16 protein-coding genes are annotated in these 16,047 nt (G+C 65.1%); 9 read left to right on the top strand and 7 right to left on the bottom strand.

Translation table 11 applies throughout. From position 1 onward, the window contains the following. Nucleotides 1-8: 8 nt before the first annotated feature. The 5 genes from IPM18_10200 to ilvD are packed head-to-tail and all read left to right on the top strand — an operon-like array spanning nucleotide 9 to nucleotide 6,531. Entirely contained in the window at nucleotides 9-1,415 is a 1,407-nt protein-coding gene (locus IPM18_10200; protein MBK9119955.1) for a 3-isopropylmalate dehydratase, read from the top strand. Further along, nucleotides 1,412-1,984 (top strand): 3-isopropylmalate dehydratase, encoded by a 573-nt coding sequence (locus IPM18_10195; protein MBK9119954.1) that lies wholly within the window; start codon nucleotides 1,412-1,414, stop codon nucleotides 1,982-1,984. Before IPM18_10200 ends, IPM18_10195 begins: the two co-directional genes overlap by 4 nt. Then, nucleotides 1,981-3,564, top strand: a complete 1,584-nt coding sequence (locus IPM18_10190; protein ID MBK9119953.1) for a citramalate synthase — start codon at nucleotides 1,981-1,983, stop codon at nucleotides 3,562-3,564. The genes IPM18_10195 and IPM18_10190 overlap by 4 nt, the downstream gene beginning before the upstream one ends. Before the next feature lies 1 nt (nucleotide 3,565). Then, a complete protein-coding gene (gene leuB / locus IPM18_10185) occupies nucleotides 3,566-4,699 on the top strand; it encodes a 3-isopropylmalate dehydrogenase (GenBank protein MBK9119952.1) in 1,134 nt (377 codons plus the stop codon). Further along, the gene (gene ilvD, locus IPM18_10180; GenBank protein ID MBK9119951.1) at nucleotides 4,684-6,531 is read left to right on the top strand and encodes a dihydroxy-acid dehydratase; all 1,848 of its coding nucleotides are present in this window, start codon (nucleotides 4,684-4,686) and stop codon (nucleotides 6,529-6,531) included. Before leuB ends, ilvD begins: the two co-directional genes overlap by 16 nt. Nucleotides 6,532-6,602: 71 nt before the next feature. Here ilvD and IPM18_10175 read toward each other — a convergent pair whose 3' ends face one another. After that, a complete protein-coding gene (locus IPM18_10175) occupies nucleotides 6,603-7,451 on the bottom strand; it encodes an ABC transporter substrate-binding protein (GenBank protein MBK9119950.1) in 849 nt (282 codons plus the stop codon). 147 nt (nucleotides 7,452-7,598) lie between these two features. After that, on the bottom strand, nucleotides 7,599-7,841 hold the full coding sequence (locus tag IPM18_10170; GenBank protein MBK9119949.1) for a hypothetical protein: 243 nt from the start codon (nucleotides 7,839-7,841) through the stop codon (nucleotides 7,599-7,601). A 179-nt stretch (nucleotides 7,842-8,020) separates the two neighbouring features. Here IPM18_10170 and frr point away from each other — a divergent pair, with 179 nt between their 5' ends. Together frr and IPM18_10160 are read left to right on the top strand one after the other, a co-directional pair. Beyond that, a complete protein-coding gene (gene frr / locus IPM18_10165; GenBank protein MBK9119948.1) occupies nucleotides 8,021-8,587 on the top strand; it encodes a ribosome recycling factor in 567 nt (188 codons plus the stop codon). A gap of 152 nt (nucleotides 8,588-8,739) precedes the next feature. Next, nucleotides 8,740-9,798 (top strand): hypothetical protein, encoded by a 1,059-nt coding sequence (locus IPM18_10160; GenBank protein MBK9119947.1) that lies wholly within the window; start codon nucleotides 8,740-8,742, stop codon nucleotides 9,796-9,798. Nucleotides 9,799-9,830: 32 nt separating this feature from the next. On the opposite strand, the gene IPM18_10155 is transcribed toward IPM18_10160, so the two are convergent. The 5 genes from IPM18_10155 to IPM18_10135 all read right to left on the bottom strand — a co-directional run bounded on the left by IPM18_10155 (nucleotide 9,831) and on the right by IPM18_10135 (nucleotide 14,632). Then, nucleotides 9,831-10,361 carry a hypothetical protein gene (locus tag IPM18_10155; protein ID MBK9119946.1) on the bottom strand — a complete coding sequence of 177 codons (531 nt, stop codon included), beginning with the start codon at nucleotides 10,359-10,361 and terminating at the stop codon, nucleotides 9,831-9,833. Beyond that, the gene (locus IPM18_10150; protein ID MBK9119945.1) at nucleotides 10,358-11,581 is read right to left on the bottom strand and encodes a DHH family phosphoesterase; all 1,224 of its coding nucleotides are present in this window, start codon (nucleotides 11,579-11,581) and stop codon (nucleotides 10,358-10,360) included. The genes IPM18_10155 and IPM18_10150 overlap by 4 nt, the downstream gene beginning before the upstream one ends. A 38-nt stretch (nucleotides 11,582-11,619) precedes the next feature. Beyond that, complete coding sequence (gene mtnP, locus IPM18_10145; protein MBK9119944.1) at nucleotides 11,620-12,516, bottom strand: S-methyl-5'-thioadenosine phosphorylase; 897 nt, start codon at nucleotides 12,514-12,516, stop codon at nucleotides 11,620-11,622. A 222-nt stretch (nucleotides 12,517-12,738) separates the two neighbouring features. Further along, a complete protein-coding gene (locus IPM18_10140) occupies nucleotides 12,739-13,038 on the bottom strand; it encodes a hypothetical protein (protein MBK9119943.1) in 300 nt (99 codons plus the stop codon). A 64-nt stretch (nucleotides 13,039-13,102) separates the two neighbouring features. Next, on the bottom strand, nucleotides 13,103-14,632 hold the full coding sequence (locus IPM18_10135; protein ID MBK9119942.1) for a hypothetical protein: 1,530 nt from the start codon (nucleotides 14,630-14,632) through the stop codon (nucleotides 13,103-13,105). Nucleotides 14,633-15,056: 424 nt separating this feature from the next. Between IPM18_10135 and IPM18_10130 the strand changes: the two genes are divergently transcribed. Next, nucleotides 15,057-15,173, top strand: coding sequence for an LPXTG cell wall anchor domain-containing protein (locus IPM18_10130; GenBank protein ID MBK9119941.1), 117 nt, complete (start codon nucleotides 15,057-15,059; stop codon nucleotides 15,171-15,173). Nucleotides 15,174-15,351: 178 nt separating this feature from the next. Then, on the top strand, nucleotides 15,352-15,912 hold the full coding sequence (gene amrA / locus IPM18_10125; GenBank protein MBK9119940.1) for an AmmeMemoRadiSam system protein A: 561 nt from the start codon (nucleotides 15,352-15,354) through the stop codon (nucleotides 15,910-15,912). Nucleotides 15,913-16,047 lie beyond the last annotated feature (135 nt).

Here is a 16,047-nt window from a genome sequence, read left to right as displayed (position 1 = left end):
TGCCCGCACTGACGCTGACCGAGAAACTACTGGCACGCGCAGCAGACCGCACCCGGGTCGAACCCGGCGAGACGGTGCTGGCACGCGTCGATGTGCTGATGACGCATGACGTTTGCGGCCCCGGCACGATCGGTGTCTTCAAGCGCGAATTCGGCGCAGATGCCCGGGTCTGGGACGCCGACCGCATCGTGATCATCCCCGACCACTACATCTTCACAACCGACCTGCTCGCCAACCGCAACGTCGACGTGCTTCGGGCCTTCGTCAAGGAACAGGGCATCCGCTATTTCTACGACGTAGTCGATGACGGCAGCGCGTGGCGCTTCGATCCCGCGCGCGGGCCGTTACATGCCCAGTACGGCCGGCAGTACGCCGGCGTCTGCCATATCGCCCTGCCGGAACGTGGCCACACCCGGCCCGGCGAAATTCTCCTCGGTACCGACTCGCACACCTGCACCGCAGGGGCCTTCGGCCAGTTTGCCACCGGCATCGGCAACACGGATGCTGCCTTCGTACTCGGCACCGGGCGCATCCTGCTGCGCGTCCCGGTCACCCGGCGGTTCAGACTGACGGGGGCATTACAACCCGGCGTGATGGCGAAGGATCTGATCCTGCACATCATCGGGGAAATCGGTTTCGATGGAGCGACCTACCAGGCCCTCGAGTTCGACGGGGACGGCGTCCCCGGCCTGACGATGGAAGACCGCATGACCATCGCGAACATGGCCATCGAGTGTGGGGGGAAGAACGGGGTGTTTGCGGCGGATGACGTGACGCGCGCGTTTGTCGACGCCCGCATGCGGAAGCATGGCACGACACGCCCCTACGAATGCCTGACCGCTGATCCCGGCGCCGCTTACTACTCCGAGATGACGATCGACCTCAGTACGCTGGAACCGACGGTGGCCCGGCATCCCGACCCGGGCAACCGCGCGCGGGCAGCCGATTGCGGCGGCATTCGCCTGGATCGCGCTTACATCGGTTCGTGCACCGGCGGGAAACTCAGCGACTTCGCGGCCTTCGCCGCCGTCGTCCGCGATCGCACCGTCGCGATCAATACCTTTGGCGTGCCTGCCACGCCCCAGATTGTCCGCCAGTTGCAGATCCGTACACTCGGCGGACGCACGCTCTGGGATATCCTCCTCGCGGCCGGCGTGCGGATGACGGAGAACGCCGGTTGCGCCGCATGCCTGGGCGGCCCGGCGGATACGTTCGGCCGTCTGAACGAACCCCTCCACTGCATCAGCACGACCAACCGCAATTTCCCGGGCCGCATGGGTCACTCCGAGGGTCGCGTGTATCTCGCGAGTCCCTTTACGGTCGCCGCGTCGGCCCTGACGGGCCGCATAACTGACCCGCGGGATTTCCTCGGTGCCGATGCGCTCGTTGCCGTCGCGATGGAGGACGCCGCATGAATGCCCGGAAGCCCACGCGCATCCGCGGGCCGGTCTACGTCGTCGGTGACAACATCGACACGGACCAGATCATTCCGGCGGAACACCTCGCCCTGGTACCGACGAATCCGGCCGAGTACCGCCGTCTTGGCTCGCTGGCCCTCTGCGGTTTACCACACAGCGCATACCCGGAACGACTGGTTGCACCGGGCGCAGAGACGACGCGTTACCCGATCATCCTCGCGGGACGGAACTTCGGTTGTGGTTCCTCCCGGGAGCACGCACCCATCGCGCTGGGCGCGGCGGGGGTCGTGGCGGTCGTGGCGGAATCGTACGCGCGGATCTTTTTCCGCAATTGCATTGCGACCGGTGAGCTCTATCCGGCCGAGACCGCCGAGCGCCTCTGCGAGCGGTTTCGCACTGGCGACGAGGTCGAGCTCAACCTCGAGGCCTACGAGTTGCGCCCAGCCGCGGGCGCGCCGGTGCGATTGGGGCCGCTCGGTGAAGCAGCGCGCGTCGTCGCCGCGGGTGGCCTGTTTGCGTATGCCCGGGCCACCGGGCTGGTTCCGACGCGGAAGGAGACCTCGTGATCACCGTTTACGACACCACCCTGCGCGACGGCACACAGGGCGAAGGCGTGAATTTCACGGTGCAGGACAAGCTCCGCATCACGGCACTGCTCGACGACTTCGGCGTCGCCTTGATCGAGGGCGGCTGGCCGGGGTCCAATCCGAAGGATGTTGAGTATTTCACCCAGGTGCGCAAACTGCGCCTGCAGCGCGCCCGCATTACCGCCTTCGGCAGCACTTGCCGCGTGGGCACACAGCCAGCGCTGGATTCCAACCTCCAGGCGCTGCTCGCCGCGGAAACCCCGGTGGTGACGATCTTCGGCAAGTCCTCACCCCTGCATGTGGCGGAGGTACTCCAGACCAGCCGTGAAGAAAACCTGCGGATCATCTCTGCGAGTGTGCGCTATCTGAAGGCCGCCGGACGCGAGGTGATCTACGATGCCGAGCACTTTTTCGACGGCTACGCACTTGATGCCGAGTATGCCCTTGCCACGCTGCACGCCGCGGCCGAAGGCGGCGCGGACTGCCTCGTGCTCTGTGACACCAACGGCGGGCAGCTCCCCTGGCAGGTCGAGGACGTCACCCGCCACGTCGTCAACCGATTCAACCGCCCGGTCGGCATCCACACTCATAATGACAGCGGCTGCGCGGTCGCCAATTCGCTTGCCGCTGTACGGGCCGGAGCCGCGCACGTGCAGGGCACGATCAATGGACTCGGCGAACGTTGCGGCAATGCTGACCTGTGCGCGGTCCTCGCGAACCTCGAAGTGAAGCTCGGCCGCAAAGTGCTGGCGCCCGGCCGGCTCAGCCGTCTCACGCACCTGGCCCATACGATCAGCGAGATCGCGAACATGGCCCCACCGCAGTGGGCGCCCTACGTCGGCCGCAGCGCCTTCGCCCACAAGGCGGGGGTGCACGTGTCCGCAATCCGGCGGGTGGAATCCTCTTACGAGCATGTTTCGCCCGAGTCCGTCGGGAATCGGCGGCGCGTGCTGGTGTCGGAGCTTTCCGGTCGTGCCAACCTGCGCTTCAAGGCCGCCCAGCTCGGCCTCGGCGACCATGATGAGGAATCTGCGGCGGGCCTGCTCTCGCGCATCAAGGAGCTCGAACACCAGGGCTTTGCCTTCGAAGCCGCAGAGGCCTCCGTCGAGCTCATGATGCGCCGCGAACGTTCTGACTACCGCCCGCTCTTTGAGCTGATTGATTTCCTCGTAGTCGTCGAGCACCGCGCCGGGCGCGGCCACATCGCCGAAGCGAACGTCAAGATCCGTGTCGGCGAACAGGTCTTTCACACCGCCTCGGACGGCGTCGGTCCGGTTGGCGCGCTGGACGCAGCCATGCGTAAGGCGCTGCAACCCGTGTTCCCCGCCGTCGATGCCTTTCGCCTCGTGGACTACAAGGTGCGCATCATCGACGGCACCAGCGCCACATCCGCACTGACCCGCGTGCTGATTGATACGAGCGACGGCCACGAAACGTGGACCACCGTCGGCGCCTCGCGCAACATCATCGAAGCAAGCTGGCGGGCTCTCTACGACAGCTTCGAACATGGCCTGCTGCGGACCCGGGAGCACAACCGCACAACCGAGGAGGCCGCCTGAGATGAAAACACACCACATCGTCCTGCTCCCCGGCGACGGCATCGGCCCGGAAGTTGTGGCGGCAGCTCGCAAGGTACTGAACGCCGCGGCCGAGCAGTGCGGACTGCGCCTCGAACTGCGCGAAGAGCTGATCGGCGGCGCGGCCATCGATGCCACCGGCACCGCCCTGCCACCGGCAACACTCTCCGCCTGCCGCGCCGCGGACGCGGTGCTCCTCGGCGCCGTTGGCGGCCCGCGCTGGGACAACCCTAACGCGACCGTCCGACCGGAGCAGGGCCTGCTCGGATTGCGGAAGGAACTCGGCCTGTTTGCCAACCTGCGGCCGGTGACCGTGCATCCGGACCTGCTGCACACCACACCGCTACGCCCGGAGCGTGTACGCGGTGTGGATCTGCTCGTCGTCCGCGAACTCACCGGTGGCCTGTATTTCGGCACGCGCGGCCGACGGCCCCATCCGACTGGCACCGAGGCGTACGACACGATGATTTACTCAACCGGGGAGATCGAACGGATCACCCGGGTGGCGGCCCGGCTCGCACGGCAGCGCCGCGGCCGGCTCACTTCTGTCGACAAGGCCAACGTGCTCGAGTCTTCACGGCTCTGGCGGGCCACGGTCGAACGCGTCGTCCACCACGAGTTTCCCGATCTACAGCTTGAACATCTGCTGGTGGACGCAACCGCGATGTACCTGATCCAGCAGCCGACCCGTTTCGATGTTATCGTCACCGAGAACATGTTCGGCGACATCCTGACGGATGAGGCCTCTGTGCTGGCGGGCTCGATGGGCCTCCTGCCTTCGGCGTCGCTGGGCGACAGCGGGCCGGGTTTATACGAACCGATTCACGGCTCCGCGCCGGACATCGCCGGCCGTGACTGCGCGAACCCACTGGGCACCATCCTCAGCGCCGCCCTGCTATACCGCTGGTCACTGCATTGCACCGCGGCGGCTGAATTGATCGAAGCGGCGGTTGCGGCGGTGTTGGCATCCGGCGCCCGTACCGCGGACCTCGCGCAACCCGGGGAACCGAGTCTCTCTACCACTGTGCTGGGGGAAATGGTGGTTGCGGCACTCGGCACCAGAGACACCGGTACAAGGAATGTGACTTCAGAGGTATCGGCATGCGCTCGGATGTGATCAAGCGGGGCATGGAACGGACGCCCCACCGCAGTCTGCTCAAGGCGACCGGCAACTTCCTGGACGGTGATCTCGACAAGCCGTTCATCGCGATCGCGTGCAGCCATGTGGACATCATCCCCGGCCACGCCCATCTCGCCGAGGTCGGGCAGTACATCAAGCAGTGCGTCCGGGCTGCCGGAGGCGTACCCTTCGTCTTCCACACCATCGGCGTCGATGATGGCATCGCGATGGGCCACGGCGGAATGAAGTTCTCGCTACCCTCGCGGGAGTTGATCGCCGACAGCATCGAGACGATGGTCGAAGCCCACTGCTTCGATGGCCTGCTCTGCATCCCCAATTGCGACAAGATCGTGCCCGGAATGCTGATGGGTGCCGCGCGGGTCAACATCCCCACGATCTTCGTCTCCGGCGGACCGATGGAAGCCGGCCGACTCCCCGATGGTCGAAAGGTCGATCTCATCGACGCCTTTTCCGGCGTTGCCAGCTTCCAGACCGGCAAGCTCGACGCCGCCGGTCTCAAGGCCATCGAAGACGCCGCCTGCCCGACCTGCGGCTCGTGCAGCGGCCTGTTCACGGCGAACAGCATGAACTGCCTGTGCGAAGCCCTGGGGATCGCGCTGCCGGGCAATGGCACGATCCTGGCAACCAGTGCCGACCGCCAGGCGCTCTACCGTGCCGCAGCCGAGCGCATCGTCGCGCTCGTGCATGCCAACCTGCGGGCGCGCGATGTTCTGACTCGGGCCGCCTTCGACAACGCGATGGTCCTCGACATGGCCATCGGCGGTTCGACCAACACCGTCCTGCACATCCCTGCGATTGCCCGTGAGGCCGGTGTGCCCTACGACCTGGCCCGGATCAACGAGCTCTCCCGGAAAACGCCCAATATCTGCAAGATCGCCCCTTCACCCGGCAAAGAAGGCCGAATCTATCATATCGAAGACCTCCAGGCGGCGGGCGGCATCATGACACTGCTCGGCGAGCTCGAACGCGGGGTGCCGGGCCTGCTTGCAACCGGCTGCCCGACGGTCACTGGGCGAACACTGCACGAGAACATCGCCGCTCACGACCTGCGCCGGCACGGCCGATCCGTACAAACCACCGGACTGCAACGTGCCACGGCCGGTGTTGAACAGGCCGCCACGTTTGCGGCCCTGCGCGGTGCCGAAACCACTGGCGCCGCGTCACACCGGGGGCCGGTGGTCCTGGCCACACTTCAGGAACAGGCGTTCGACCCGTTCGACTGTGTGCGGCCGGTCGAGCATGCGTACGCCCCGACCGGCGGCCTCTCCATCCTGTACGGGAATCTCGCCCCCGAGGGTGCCGTGGTGAAGACGGCCGGCGTGCAGCCGAAAATGCTCAAGCACACGGGCCCGGCACGGATCTTTGAATCGCAGGAGGCCGCCTGCGACGGCATCCTCGGCGGGCAGGTCCAGCCGGGTGACGTCGTCGTCATTCGGAACGAAGGGCCGCGCGGCGGGCCCGGCATGCAGGAGATGCTCGCGCCGACCAGCTACATCAAGGGCATGGGACTCGACGACCGCTGCGCGCTGATTACCGATGGTCGCTTCTCGGGTGGCACGGCCGGCGCCTGCATCGGGCACATCTCTCCGGAAGCGGCGGCCGGTGGCCCTATTGCAGCCCTGCGCGACGGTGACCGAATCACGATCGACATTCCGAACTGCCGGCTGGAGGTCGCACTCGACGCGGCGGAGATCGAGCAGCGCATCACCGCGTACCGTCCACCGGACCGGCAACTCCGCGGCTGGCTGGCACGCTATGCGGGTCGCGTGACTTCAGCGACAACGGGTGCCGTACTCCGCGAGGAATAGCCGTACGGAGGTGGGCAGCGGAGTACCGACTTCCGCCACGCCCCCACGAGCAGCACGGTGCCACCGCCGGTCTAGAGAAACTCGATCTCGCCCGGATCGGGGACCAGGCCCGCATCCGCTCCGGCGCGCAGCAGGCGACGCACCGCCTCCCGGCCACGCTCGCCGTAGTCCAGCGTCCACTCGTTCACGTACATCCCCACGAAACGATCTGCGAGCGCCTCATCCAGTCCGCGCCCGAACTGCAGGGCATACTTCACCGCTGCACTGCGGTGCTCGAGGCCATACTGGATGCTCGCGCGAATGATGTCGGCAATGCGCCGACAGTGTTCCGGGCCCAGGTCGCGGCGAATCGCGTTGCCACCGAGCGGCAGCGGCAACCCCGTCTGCTCCATCCACCAGACCCCAAGATCCACGACCAGATGCAGGCCCGCCTGGCGATACGTTAGCTGGCCCTCGTGAATCAACAAACCCGCATCCACGCGTCCGGCCGCCACTTCCGCAGGGATCTCGTCGAACATGATCACCTTGGGCGTAATGCGGCCGGGACCGAGCAGGAGCTGAAGTGTCAAATAGGCCGTCGTCATGAGACCCGGCACGGCGATCGTCTTTCCGACCAGGTCCGCGATACGTGCCGGTGCCGGCGTCACCACCATGGGCCCGTAGTTGTCGCCCATGCTGCTGCCGCAGGCAGTCAGGATGTAGCGGTCGGCCACGTGCGGGAACGCATGTATGCTCAAGGCCGTTACATCATACTCGCCGCGATGAGCTTTCTCGTTGAGCGTCTGGATATCCGCGAGGATGTGCTCGAACTGGTAGGGACCCGGATCGATACCGCCGCGCGACAGGCCGTAGAACATGAACGCATCATCGGGATCGGGGCTGTGGGCCAACCGTACGAGCATCGCTCCGCCTTTCTTCATCGGGCTGCGGCCCGGGCGGCCGCGCGGCGAGCCAGATCGGGATGAGCCAGCCCACACACGCGAGTATAGCGATCCCCTGCCCATGGGTCGTTGCCAAGAAGCTGAAACCCGCCGAGCAACAACCCGGCCCGACGCGGTCGGGTCCAGCTATTGCACACCCTCCGGCCCCGCCGGATCGGCGATCGTGAACAAGCCGTCGAGCAGGCCACCGACAATCGCATTGACGCCCGTCTCAATTCCACCGATAGCGGCTGCTCGAAACTCCTTGGACAACTCACTCCCACAGCCGGTTAGCCCCAGGGACAGGACCAGACTCACCGTTACCAGGAGCGGACGCCCCCAACGCCAGCCGCTCCGATTGTCTCCACGCCGCAATTGCTTGGACATCATCACTCCTCCGCGGGGGCACCTGAAGATCCGCCGGGCCGCGCCGCGAGACACGCCCGGCTTGCCTGCTCTTCCGGCAAGCCGCGTTCCGTTCAACTCGAATCGCCGCCACCGCTTGAGTCCCGCTCGCGCGCGGGCTATTCTCTGCCACGCAGATACGGGCTTCGACGAGGAGAACTCGCATGCCGCTGGATGATGTGCTGTTCGACACCGAAGACAAAATGGACAAGGCGCTCGACTTCCTCCGGCAAGAACTGCGCGGCGTGCGCACCGGCCGCGCTACCCCGGGCCTCGTCGATAGTTTGCGCGTCGAGGTCGAGTCTTATGGCTCCACCATGACGCTCAAAGAACTGGCGAGCATTGCCGTCACCGAAGGAAACGTCATCGTTGTGAAGCCCTTCGACCCCGGCACTCTCAAGGACATCCAACGCTCGATCGAGAAAAGCGAGCTTGGGATCAATCCTCAGAACGACGGCAAGATGATTCGCCTGCCCGTGCCGGCACTCTCCGGGGACCGGCGCCAGAAGCTCATCGCACGGGTCAAAGAATTGGGCGAGCAGCAGAAGATCTCCGTACGCAATATCCGCCGCGATGCCAACAAGGCCCTCGAAACCGAAAAGAAGGCCAAGACGCTGCCCGAGGATGATGCCGATCGCGGCCAAGAGCAGGTCCAGAAGCTCACCGACGAGTATTGCAAGAAGATCGACGCCGTCGTGGACGAGAAGTCGAAGGAAATCCAGGAAGTCTGACCTCCGCCGTAGCTCGTCCCTGTCACCTGTCCACCCCACCCCCCTATCCAGCGGGGATCAAGTCATTTGTCACCGTCACCGATCCTATTGGAGAGGTGCGCGCCCGCGCCGTAGTGCGGCCTGCGCCCAACGTATGACCGGGAGCACTCCCGATGCCCGTTGCTCCAGCGCTAACCGCACCACCGAACGCGGACGAGTCCGTCGAGTCCGGCACCTTACACGCCGGGACGGGCTTCTTTCTTGGAACTTTCCGCGTTGTGCTCGTGGGGTTGCTGTTGCTCGCCCTCGCGTTTGGAGGGCCGGCCGTCAAGTTTACTTCACTGGTAGCGCTGATCTTCGTCTGGATACCTACCCGGGGCGGACTGATTGGCATGACCGCCCGGCTGGCGGGCTTGCTGATCGGTGTCGCGCTCCTGCCGATCGTGGGCACACCGCTGAGCCAAGTGCTCGCCCTGCCGTTCGGCGGACTGGTCGGGCTCGGTCTTGCAACTGTGATCGTCCTTGGCGCGCCCACCGCTCTCGGGGGCTGGTTGGGCCGGCGACTCACCGCCCCCTGGCAGAAAAACCGCTACCTGTACGTGTTCAATCGCGCCGGTGGACTGCTGGGACGCGTTGGTGAGGCGGTATTGCTGGTTTGTGTCCTGCTCTGGACGTTCGCGTTGTTCAGCAGCACGCTGCGACTGACTGCGGAGCGTTTCCGACATGTCGCGCCGGGCATCGCTTCAGCGGCCTACTACGCACATACCTTGGGGCACTTGATGCTCCACTCCGACCCGTTCGGCCGCTGGGTCGCGGACCGCAACCCGCTCGCCGCAGTCCCACGCATTCGGACGTTCGCCATCATCAGCGAGGCGACGGCCGATCGCGCCGCGTTCTGGGATGCGGTGGAAGCCGGGGTTTTCGACGAACTACTCGCGCATCCGGTCGTCGCTCGGCACATCGAGGCCTTCCGCGCCGACGATCGCCTGCGGCGTGCAGTCAAGCTACGCGATCTCGGAACGCTGCTGACCAGCCGCGCGTTCGGCGACGCCGTCCAGGACGATGAGTTATGCGATGTGATTGCCGCGCACTGGCCCGACCTGCGCGCCCGCGTGTCCGATGCCCAGGTCGCCGAAGTTCAACGACTGGCGCGCGAGCTGGATGCCGCATCGGCGGCAGAGCTTGAGGAAGTCGAACGCCAGGCCCGCGAACGCGGAATCACCCTACCCTGAGGAAGGGGCGAGCCGCCGGACACGCGTGGAGCTCACCGCGCTTCGGCGGGCTTCCAGTCGATAACCTTCAGTTCCACGCGCTCCTGCCCGTTCCATTCGTTCATCAGCGGTTCGAAAGCGACGCGCACCGCGCGGTGCTCGCCGAGCGTCTCGGCCTCCGTCCCACGCCCGAATGCAATGGCCTTGCGAAACGTCCCGTTCTGACGCACTGTGAACTGGAGGTGCGCCCCGCTCTTGCCCACGATGCGCGGGTGGTCTACGAGTTCCACAACCTGGGTGGCCAACCGCGGCCGGGGGTTGTCCGTACCAAACGGCGCCATCTGTTGAATCATCCGCACCAGTGCCGCATCGAGATCCGCAAGTGCCACCTCATCATCCAGCCGCAGTCTTGGCCTCAGATCGGCCGCCGTCAGCCGCTGGTTCGCCTCGCGCTGGAAAGCCAGGGTGAATTCCGCAACCTTCTCGGCCCGCAGGCGCACGCCCGCGGCCATCGCATGGCCACCGTGACTCTCAAGGTGTTCGTCGCAGGCCGCGAGCACCTCATGCAGCGGGAAGTGCTTCACGCTGCGGCCGGACCCTGCCCCATCCCGTCATCAAGCGCGATAAGAACCGTCGGCCGGCGGAAACGCTCCACGAGTCGGGACGCCACGATGCCGATCACCCCCGCGTGCCAGGTTGGGCTGGCGAGGACGATGCCGCGACAGCTCTCCCGGTCGAAGCCCAGGTCTGAGACCATCCGCTCCGCTTCGCGGACGATCTGTTTCTCCACCGTCTGTCGATTGCGATTCTCTCCATCGAGTGTCGTCGCAATCTCCTGCGCGCGGCGCTCGTCGGCGCGGGTAAACAACTCCACTGCGAGCCGTGCGTGGCCCATGCGCCCAATGGCATTCAGCCGCGGCGCCAGACGGAAGCCGACATCGTAGTCGTCGAAAGATTCACGCTCCGTCAGTTTCGCGACGGCGATGAGCGCACGTAGCCCCGGATTGGTGGTGGCAGCCAGGCGCCGCAGTCCGAAGCTCGTGATAATCCGGTTCTCGCCAGTCAAAGGAACGACGTCCGCAATCAGCCCCAGGGCCGCGAACGCGGTCGCATCCAGCAGGCAGGTACGGAATGGTTCAGCGACGCGTTCCGCACCACAGAAGTCCTGCGCCAAGGCCCACGCGACCTTCAACGCCACGCCGGCACCCGACAGGTCGGGGTTGCGCGAGCGGCCGAGGGCGGTCGGATGCACCAGCACGGCCGCATCGGGATGCTCCGCGCGCGGCTGGTGGTGATCCGTGATGATGAGTTCCAACCCCAGCGCCCGCGCCCGTGCCGCCTCCTCCACCGCCGTGATACCGCAGTCCACCGTGACCACGACCTCGGCGCCTTCCTCCTTCAATCGGTCGAGGGCCTCCCCGTTCACCCCGTAGCCCTCTTCCAGCCGACTGGGAATGTAAAAGGCGACCTGCGCACCCGCCGCACGTAGCGTGTGCCAGAGAATCGCCGTGGCGGTGACGCCGTCCACGTCGTAGTCGCCGTAGATCACGATCCGGCGACCTGCGCGGGCCGCTGCCGCGAGCCGCGCCCCCGCGGCAACGGCGCCAGGTAGTTCGGCAGGCGGCAGCAGGCCCTTGAACTCCGGTGCGAGAAATGATCCGACCGCATCCGCGCGCGTTACGCCCCGTTGGAGCAGCAGTTGTGCCAACAGCGGGCGGATGCCCGCCGCCCGCGCAAACGCATCACGTTCGGGGTGTGGCGGGTGAATGATCCACTCGGTTTCCTGCGGCACTGCCGTCAACACCCACACCTCCAACCCTTTGCCCGACTCCGCGGAGCGACCTACCGCCCAGCCACCTGCGAGAACCGTTCCAGCAGGATGCCGTATCGCGACCGTACTTCACGCGTGATGTGCGTGTGTTTTGTCCAAACCGCCAAGTCAAGTCCGGTGTGGATCGGTCCCGGTGCCAGGGGCGCCCGGGCGTAGCTCTCTGCGGCCGCGCGCAAGAGCGCGAGCGCATTGGCCGTCGCGGCCTGCAAGTGCCCAATGATTTCCGCCAACAAGGCCTGCCTGGACTGCCCGGACTCGTGCGGGCGCCAACAGTCGAAGTCCGTGACGAGTGCCACCAGTGCGTAGGCGATCTCCGCCTCGCGGGCCAGCTTCGCCTCCGGCATGCAAGTCATGCCGATCAGGTCGGCATCCCACCCTTGGTGCAGGCGTGATTCCGCCACCGTGCTGAAAGCCGGCCCTTCCATGCACACGTACGTTCCGGTCGGGTGAACGGTGGCCGACACTGCTCCGGCCGCACCCTGCAGGAGGGATCGCAGTTCAGCACAGAAGGGCTCCGCGAAGTCGACATGCACGGCCAACCCGTCATCGAAGAAAGTGGGAATGCGGCGGAACGTCCGATCAATGACCTGGTCCACAAGCACAAGATCCCGCGGCTTGTATTCCGGGTTCAGCGAACCGACGGCCCCGCTGGCGAGAATGTGCGTCACTCCCAGCGACTTGAGCGCGTAAATATTCGCGCGATATGGCACCTGCGAAGGATTGAAGCTGTGCCCATCACCGTGCCGTGCCAGCAGCGCCACCCGGATTCCATGCCACTCGACAATGCGCACCGGAGCGGACGGCTTGCCAAATGGCGTCGCGACATCGTGTACGGCACCGTCGGCGTCGCCGAACAGCGCCTCCGCCAAGCCCGTACCGCCAATGATTCCGAGCATCACCACCTCCAAACAGACGCCGACAGCGCGCGAAACGCGGGCCCGGTCTCGGGGCATCACATCCGCCCAACCCTACGCCTCAACGGATAGGGGCGCGGTCACTTGGATTATACAAGATATGCCCGCCCTGCAAGATGTGTCGCGTTGGAGGACCGGGAAGTCGCCGGGTGCAGCGCGCGCCACCGCCCGTCCGCGCACCAAGTGTGCACGGACGGGCGGCGCGAATTCTCCTACTTACCGCAGCAGGATCGTGTTGTTTGGGAAATCGTCCACGATGCGGCTGTCGAGCCAGTTGTTCCAGACACTGGTTGCGAAGCCCGTCAACGGGTCACGCACGGCCGCGTTGAAGTCCGTGCCCAGGTCGACGTTCCCCGCTACCGCCCGGATGACGGCCGCACCGGTGGCCGAGAAGAGCGCCTGAAAATCACTGTTGTTCGCATACAGTGTGCAGCCGAACGGCCCCGAGAGGAGCAGACCAGCCGCCGAACTTGTCAGCAGACCCAGCGTGAAACGCCGTCGCAGATTGGTTTGCATGATCCTTGACTCCGCTTAAGCGCGGCCCGCGGCCGCGAGCATGGATTCGGGTATGACCACCGACTCAGAATGCGACTTGAAGTTGAATTCGCCAGATCAGGGCATCGTCATTGACGTTGGCGAGACTGTAGGAGCTGGCGGTGGTGGGCGCCTCGTAAATCTTCGTTACGTCCGCCTGGAGCTTCACCTTGTGGCCCTTGATGTAGTAGTTGATGCCGGCACCGTAGTCCCAGGTGCCTTCACTGCCACCGGACACGGCCGCTAGCCCACCGACGCGCCCGACAATCTCGATCTTGCGGGCCAGGGCGCCCTCCAGTGGCAGGAGGTAGCCCGCCTGGAGATAGCCGCCGTGCTGGGCGTTGGTTGAACCGTCGCCCGTGAGCTGATAAAGAGGCGCGAAGGGCGCGCTGTCACCGGCGCGCACATCAAGCAACCGCATCACATACTCACCCACAAGCGAAAATCCGCGATACTTGAAGCCGACATCCGTTCCGAACTGGTGAATCTGCAAACCCTTCGAGTTCGTCAGGCCGAAGCCGCCGCGGCGGAAAAACGAGCGCTGCGGGAAGGGGATGCGGAGATGTCCGGTGTCGTAATCTTCAGCAAAAGCGTAATGGAAGCCCATGTTCAACGCGGGCGAAGTGTGGTAGCCGAGGTCGCACGGCGCCGTGAAGTGATCCGCATCGTCGGGATGCATGCAGGAACCCTGCAGCAGTTGCCAGACGGTGCGAAAGACAATCGCCGGATTGTTGTCGTGACCGGCGGTGGCACGTGTTTCGTCGGTCGTGATCGTGGCGCGGCCGGCGTTGCTGAGGGCATTGACCACTTGCAGGTAGTACTCGCCCCGGCCTTCGAGCAGGCGCCCCCAGAGCTGCACGCCGAGCCCGTTCCCCAGGCCGAACACGGCGTTCATCATCGGGTAATCAACGAACTGCATCGTCGCGGTCGAGGCGTAGTCTGCCCGGGTGCTCGCCATGCGGAACTGCCCGGCCCGGATCTGGAACTCATCGGCGATGCGATAATTCACGTACGCATAAAACAGTCGTGTGTCGTAGCTCGTCGACGGATTCATGTCGAATTCGAGCAGGTAGGTCAGATCCTTCGAGTAAACGTGGCCGGCAAGCCGCAATCGCGTGCGCTGCATGTCGAAGCCCGACCGGCTGCGGCTGCGGTTGAGTCCCGGGGCAAGATAACGGTTGTCGCGGTGGGTTCCGTAATACGTATAACGGAACTGCATCATGCCCGAGATCTTCAGCAGAAACTTGTCGTCGGTGCTGCGAATGTAGAAACCCTTGTCATAACCCGCCTGCACCGTGCTCGGCATCAGACTTTCGCGAAACTCCGTTTCACTCAAAATCTCCCGAATCTGCTTGCGCATCTCGTCGATGCGCATCCGCTCCACATCCGGGTGCTGCTGCGCAGTGAGTTGCTGCTCCAATGTCGCCAGGCGCGCCTGTTGGGCATCCAGCAGCGCACGCAGACGGTCGAGTTCGTTCGCGTCTGCGTTCACATCCTCTTGTGCCAGTACCGGCCCCGTACTGCAGGCCATCAGGAACAGGAGACTCAAGGCGACGTTCCGTCGTCGTCCCGCCATGTACATGCCTCCAGTTTTTCAGCCGGCCCGGCAACTCCGCACACACGGAGTCCGTGCGAGCCGCACCGCTACCCAACTTCCTATCGGCCAGACCGCAACCAGCGCTCACGGCACCGGTCAGATCGCCTGCCCCCCGCATATTATCGGCCATGGATATAGGGACCTTGAGGACCGATTGCAAGCCCCCGAGCCCACATTCCCACACTTGGTATTCGATCTACACCCATCTGTACGGCGGGGCACCTACCCGGTGCCATGCTTGGGGATGCCGGCGGGTCAGGCACACGACCGGTCCGCCGACGCCACGGGGCCACCCAGCCGGTGCCGGACGCCGCCCCCGTTGACAGTCACCACTTCGGTCGATTTACTTAGGTCCCGAAGCCGATTGATTCGGCTGAGGACCCACATCCAAGGAACAACGTCTATGAACACGCTCGCGCAATTCATGGGCCTGCCGCTGTGGAACTGGGGCTTGATCATCGGTCTGCTGGTGATCGTGGTCGTGCTCTGGATCGTCAAGAAGAAGCAGGAAAACTACTAATAAGCTGCCCCAGACCCTCTCCCCTTTGGGGGAGAGGTTGGGAGAAGGGCGTCACTCCCGCCCGATTACGCCCTTCCTCCAACCCCTCCCTGCAAAGAAGATGAGGTTCGGGATCAGGGTGCAGCGGTTGCCCGCCGCGTTACGCTGGCGGCAGCTCTTGTTTTCGCGGGACCGTCTAATGATGCCGCCGGTTCCCGACACTCCAGCCACAGTTCCTCCATCTGACTGGGCGGCCTATGCCAGGGCCATCCTGACCCGGATCGCACACGGGCAACGCGCCGAGGATATTCCAGCGCCCTTACCGCACGACCCCCATCACGGCGTGTTCGTGACACTGCACAAAGGGTCGCGTTTGCGGGGTTGCATGGGTGTGCTCGATCCCAACCTCCCCCTCGCCACAGCCATCCAGCGCGCCACCGTAACGGCCGCCACACACGATCCGCGCTTTCCACCCCTGCAACCGCATGAACTCGCCGACCTGAGGATCACGGTCTCCGTCCTCAATCCCCCGGAACCCGTCCACACGCTGGCGGAAATTACACCCGGACTGCACGGAGTGCTGATCTGCAGCGGCCCGCAGCGCGGCCTCTTCCTGCCCCAGGTGGCCACCGAACTCGGCTGGGATGCGGAAGAACTGCTTTCACGCTGCTGCACCGAAAAGGCCGGTCTGGCGGCCGACGCCTGGCGCCGGCCGGACGTGCAGGTACAACGCTTTACCACGCGTGTCTACGAGGAGTAGCCCTTCCACGGGGCCTTGATCCGTGGGAGCACTGCTGGGATCTTGGCGTGACGGTCCAGCACAACCGATAGAATCGCCGAGGTGCGCGGCAGCATGGCGGCCCACCGCGTCTGCTGGAGCCGAAACAAACACCAT

The organism is Phycisphaerales bacterium, assembly GCA_016716475.1.
Classification (GTDB): Bacteria; Planctomycetota; Phycisphaerae; order UBA1845; family Fen-1342; genus JADJWG01.
The sequence above is the reverse complement of the archived record's forward strand: the minus strand, read 5'-3'. Positions and strand labels throughout refer to the sequence as shown.

What these genes read in the sequence shown, in the direction of transcription:
- IPM18_10135 (MBK9119942.1), bottom strand. Translation starts at nt 14,632, where the DNA reads ATGGCGGGACGACGACGGAACGTCGCCTTGAGTCTCCTGTTCCTGATG.
- IPM18_10170 (MBK9119949.1), bottom strand. Translation starts at nt 7,841, where the DNA reads ATGATGTCCAAGCAATTGCGGCGTGGAGACAATCGGAGCGGCTGGCGT.
- IPM18_10130 (MBK9119941.1), top strand. Translation starts at nt 15,057, where the DNA reads ATGAACACGCTCGCGCAATTCATGGGCCTGCCGCTGTGGAACTGGGGC.
- IPM18_10160 (MBK9119947.1), top strand. Translation starts at nt 8,740, where the DNA reads ATGCCCGTTGCTCCAGCGCTAACCGCACCACCGAACGCGGACGAGTCC.
- IPM18_10175 (MBK9119950.1), bottom strand. Translation starts at nt 7,451, where the DNA reads ATGAAGAAAGGCGGAGCGATGCTCGTACGGTTGGCCCACAGCCCCGAT.
- ilvD (MBK9119951.1), top strand. Translation starts at nt 4,684, where the DNA reads ATGCGCTCGGATGTGATCAAGCGGGGCATGGAACGGACGCCCCACCGC.
- leuB (MBK9119952.1), top strand. Translation starts at nt 3,566, where the DNA reads ATGAAAACACACCACATCGTCCTGCTCCCCGGCGACGGCATCGGCCCG.
- IPM18_10140 (MBK9119943.1), bottom strand. Translation starts at nt 13,038, where the DNA reads ATGCAAACCAATCTGCGACGGCGTTTCACGCTGGGTCTGCTGACAAGT.
- amrA (MBK9119940.1), top strand. Translation starts at nt 15,352, where the DNA reads ATGATGCCGCCGGTTCCCGACACTCCAGCCACAGTTCCTCCATCTGAC.
- IPM18_10195 (MBK9119954.1), top strand. Translation starts at nt 1,412, where the DNA reads ATGAATGCCCGGAAGCCCACGCGCATCCGCGGGCCGGTCTACGTCGTC.
- frr (MBK9119948.1), top strand. Translation starts at nt 8,021, where the DNA reads ATGCCGCTGGATGATGTGCTGTTCGACACCGAAGACAAAATGGACAAG.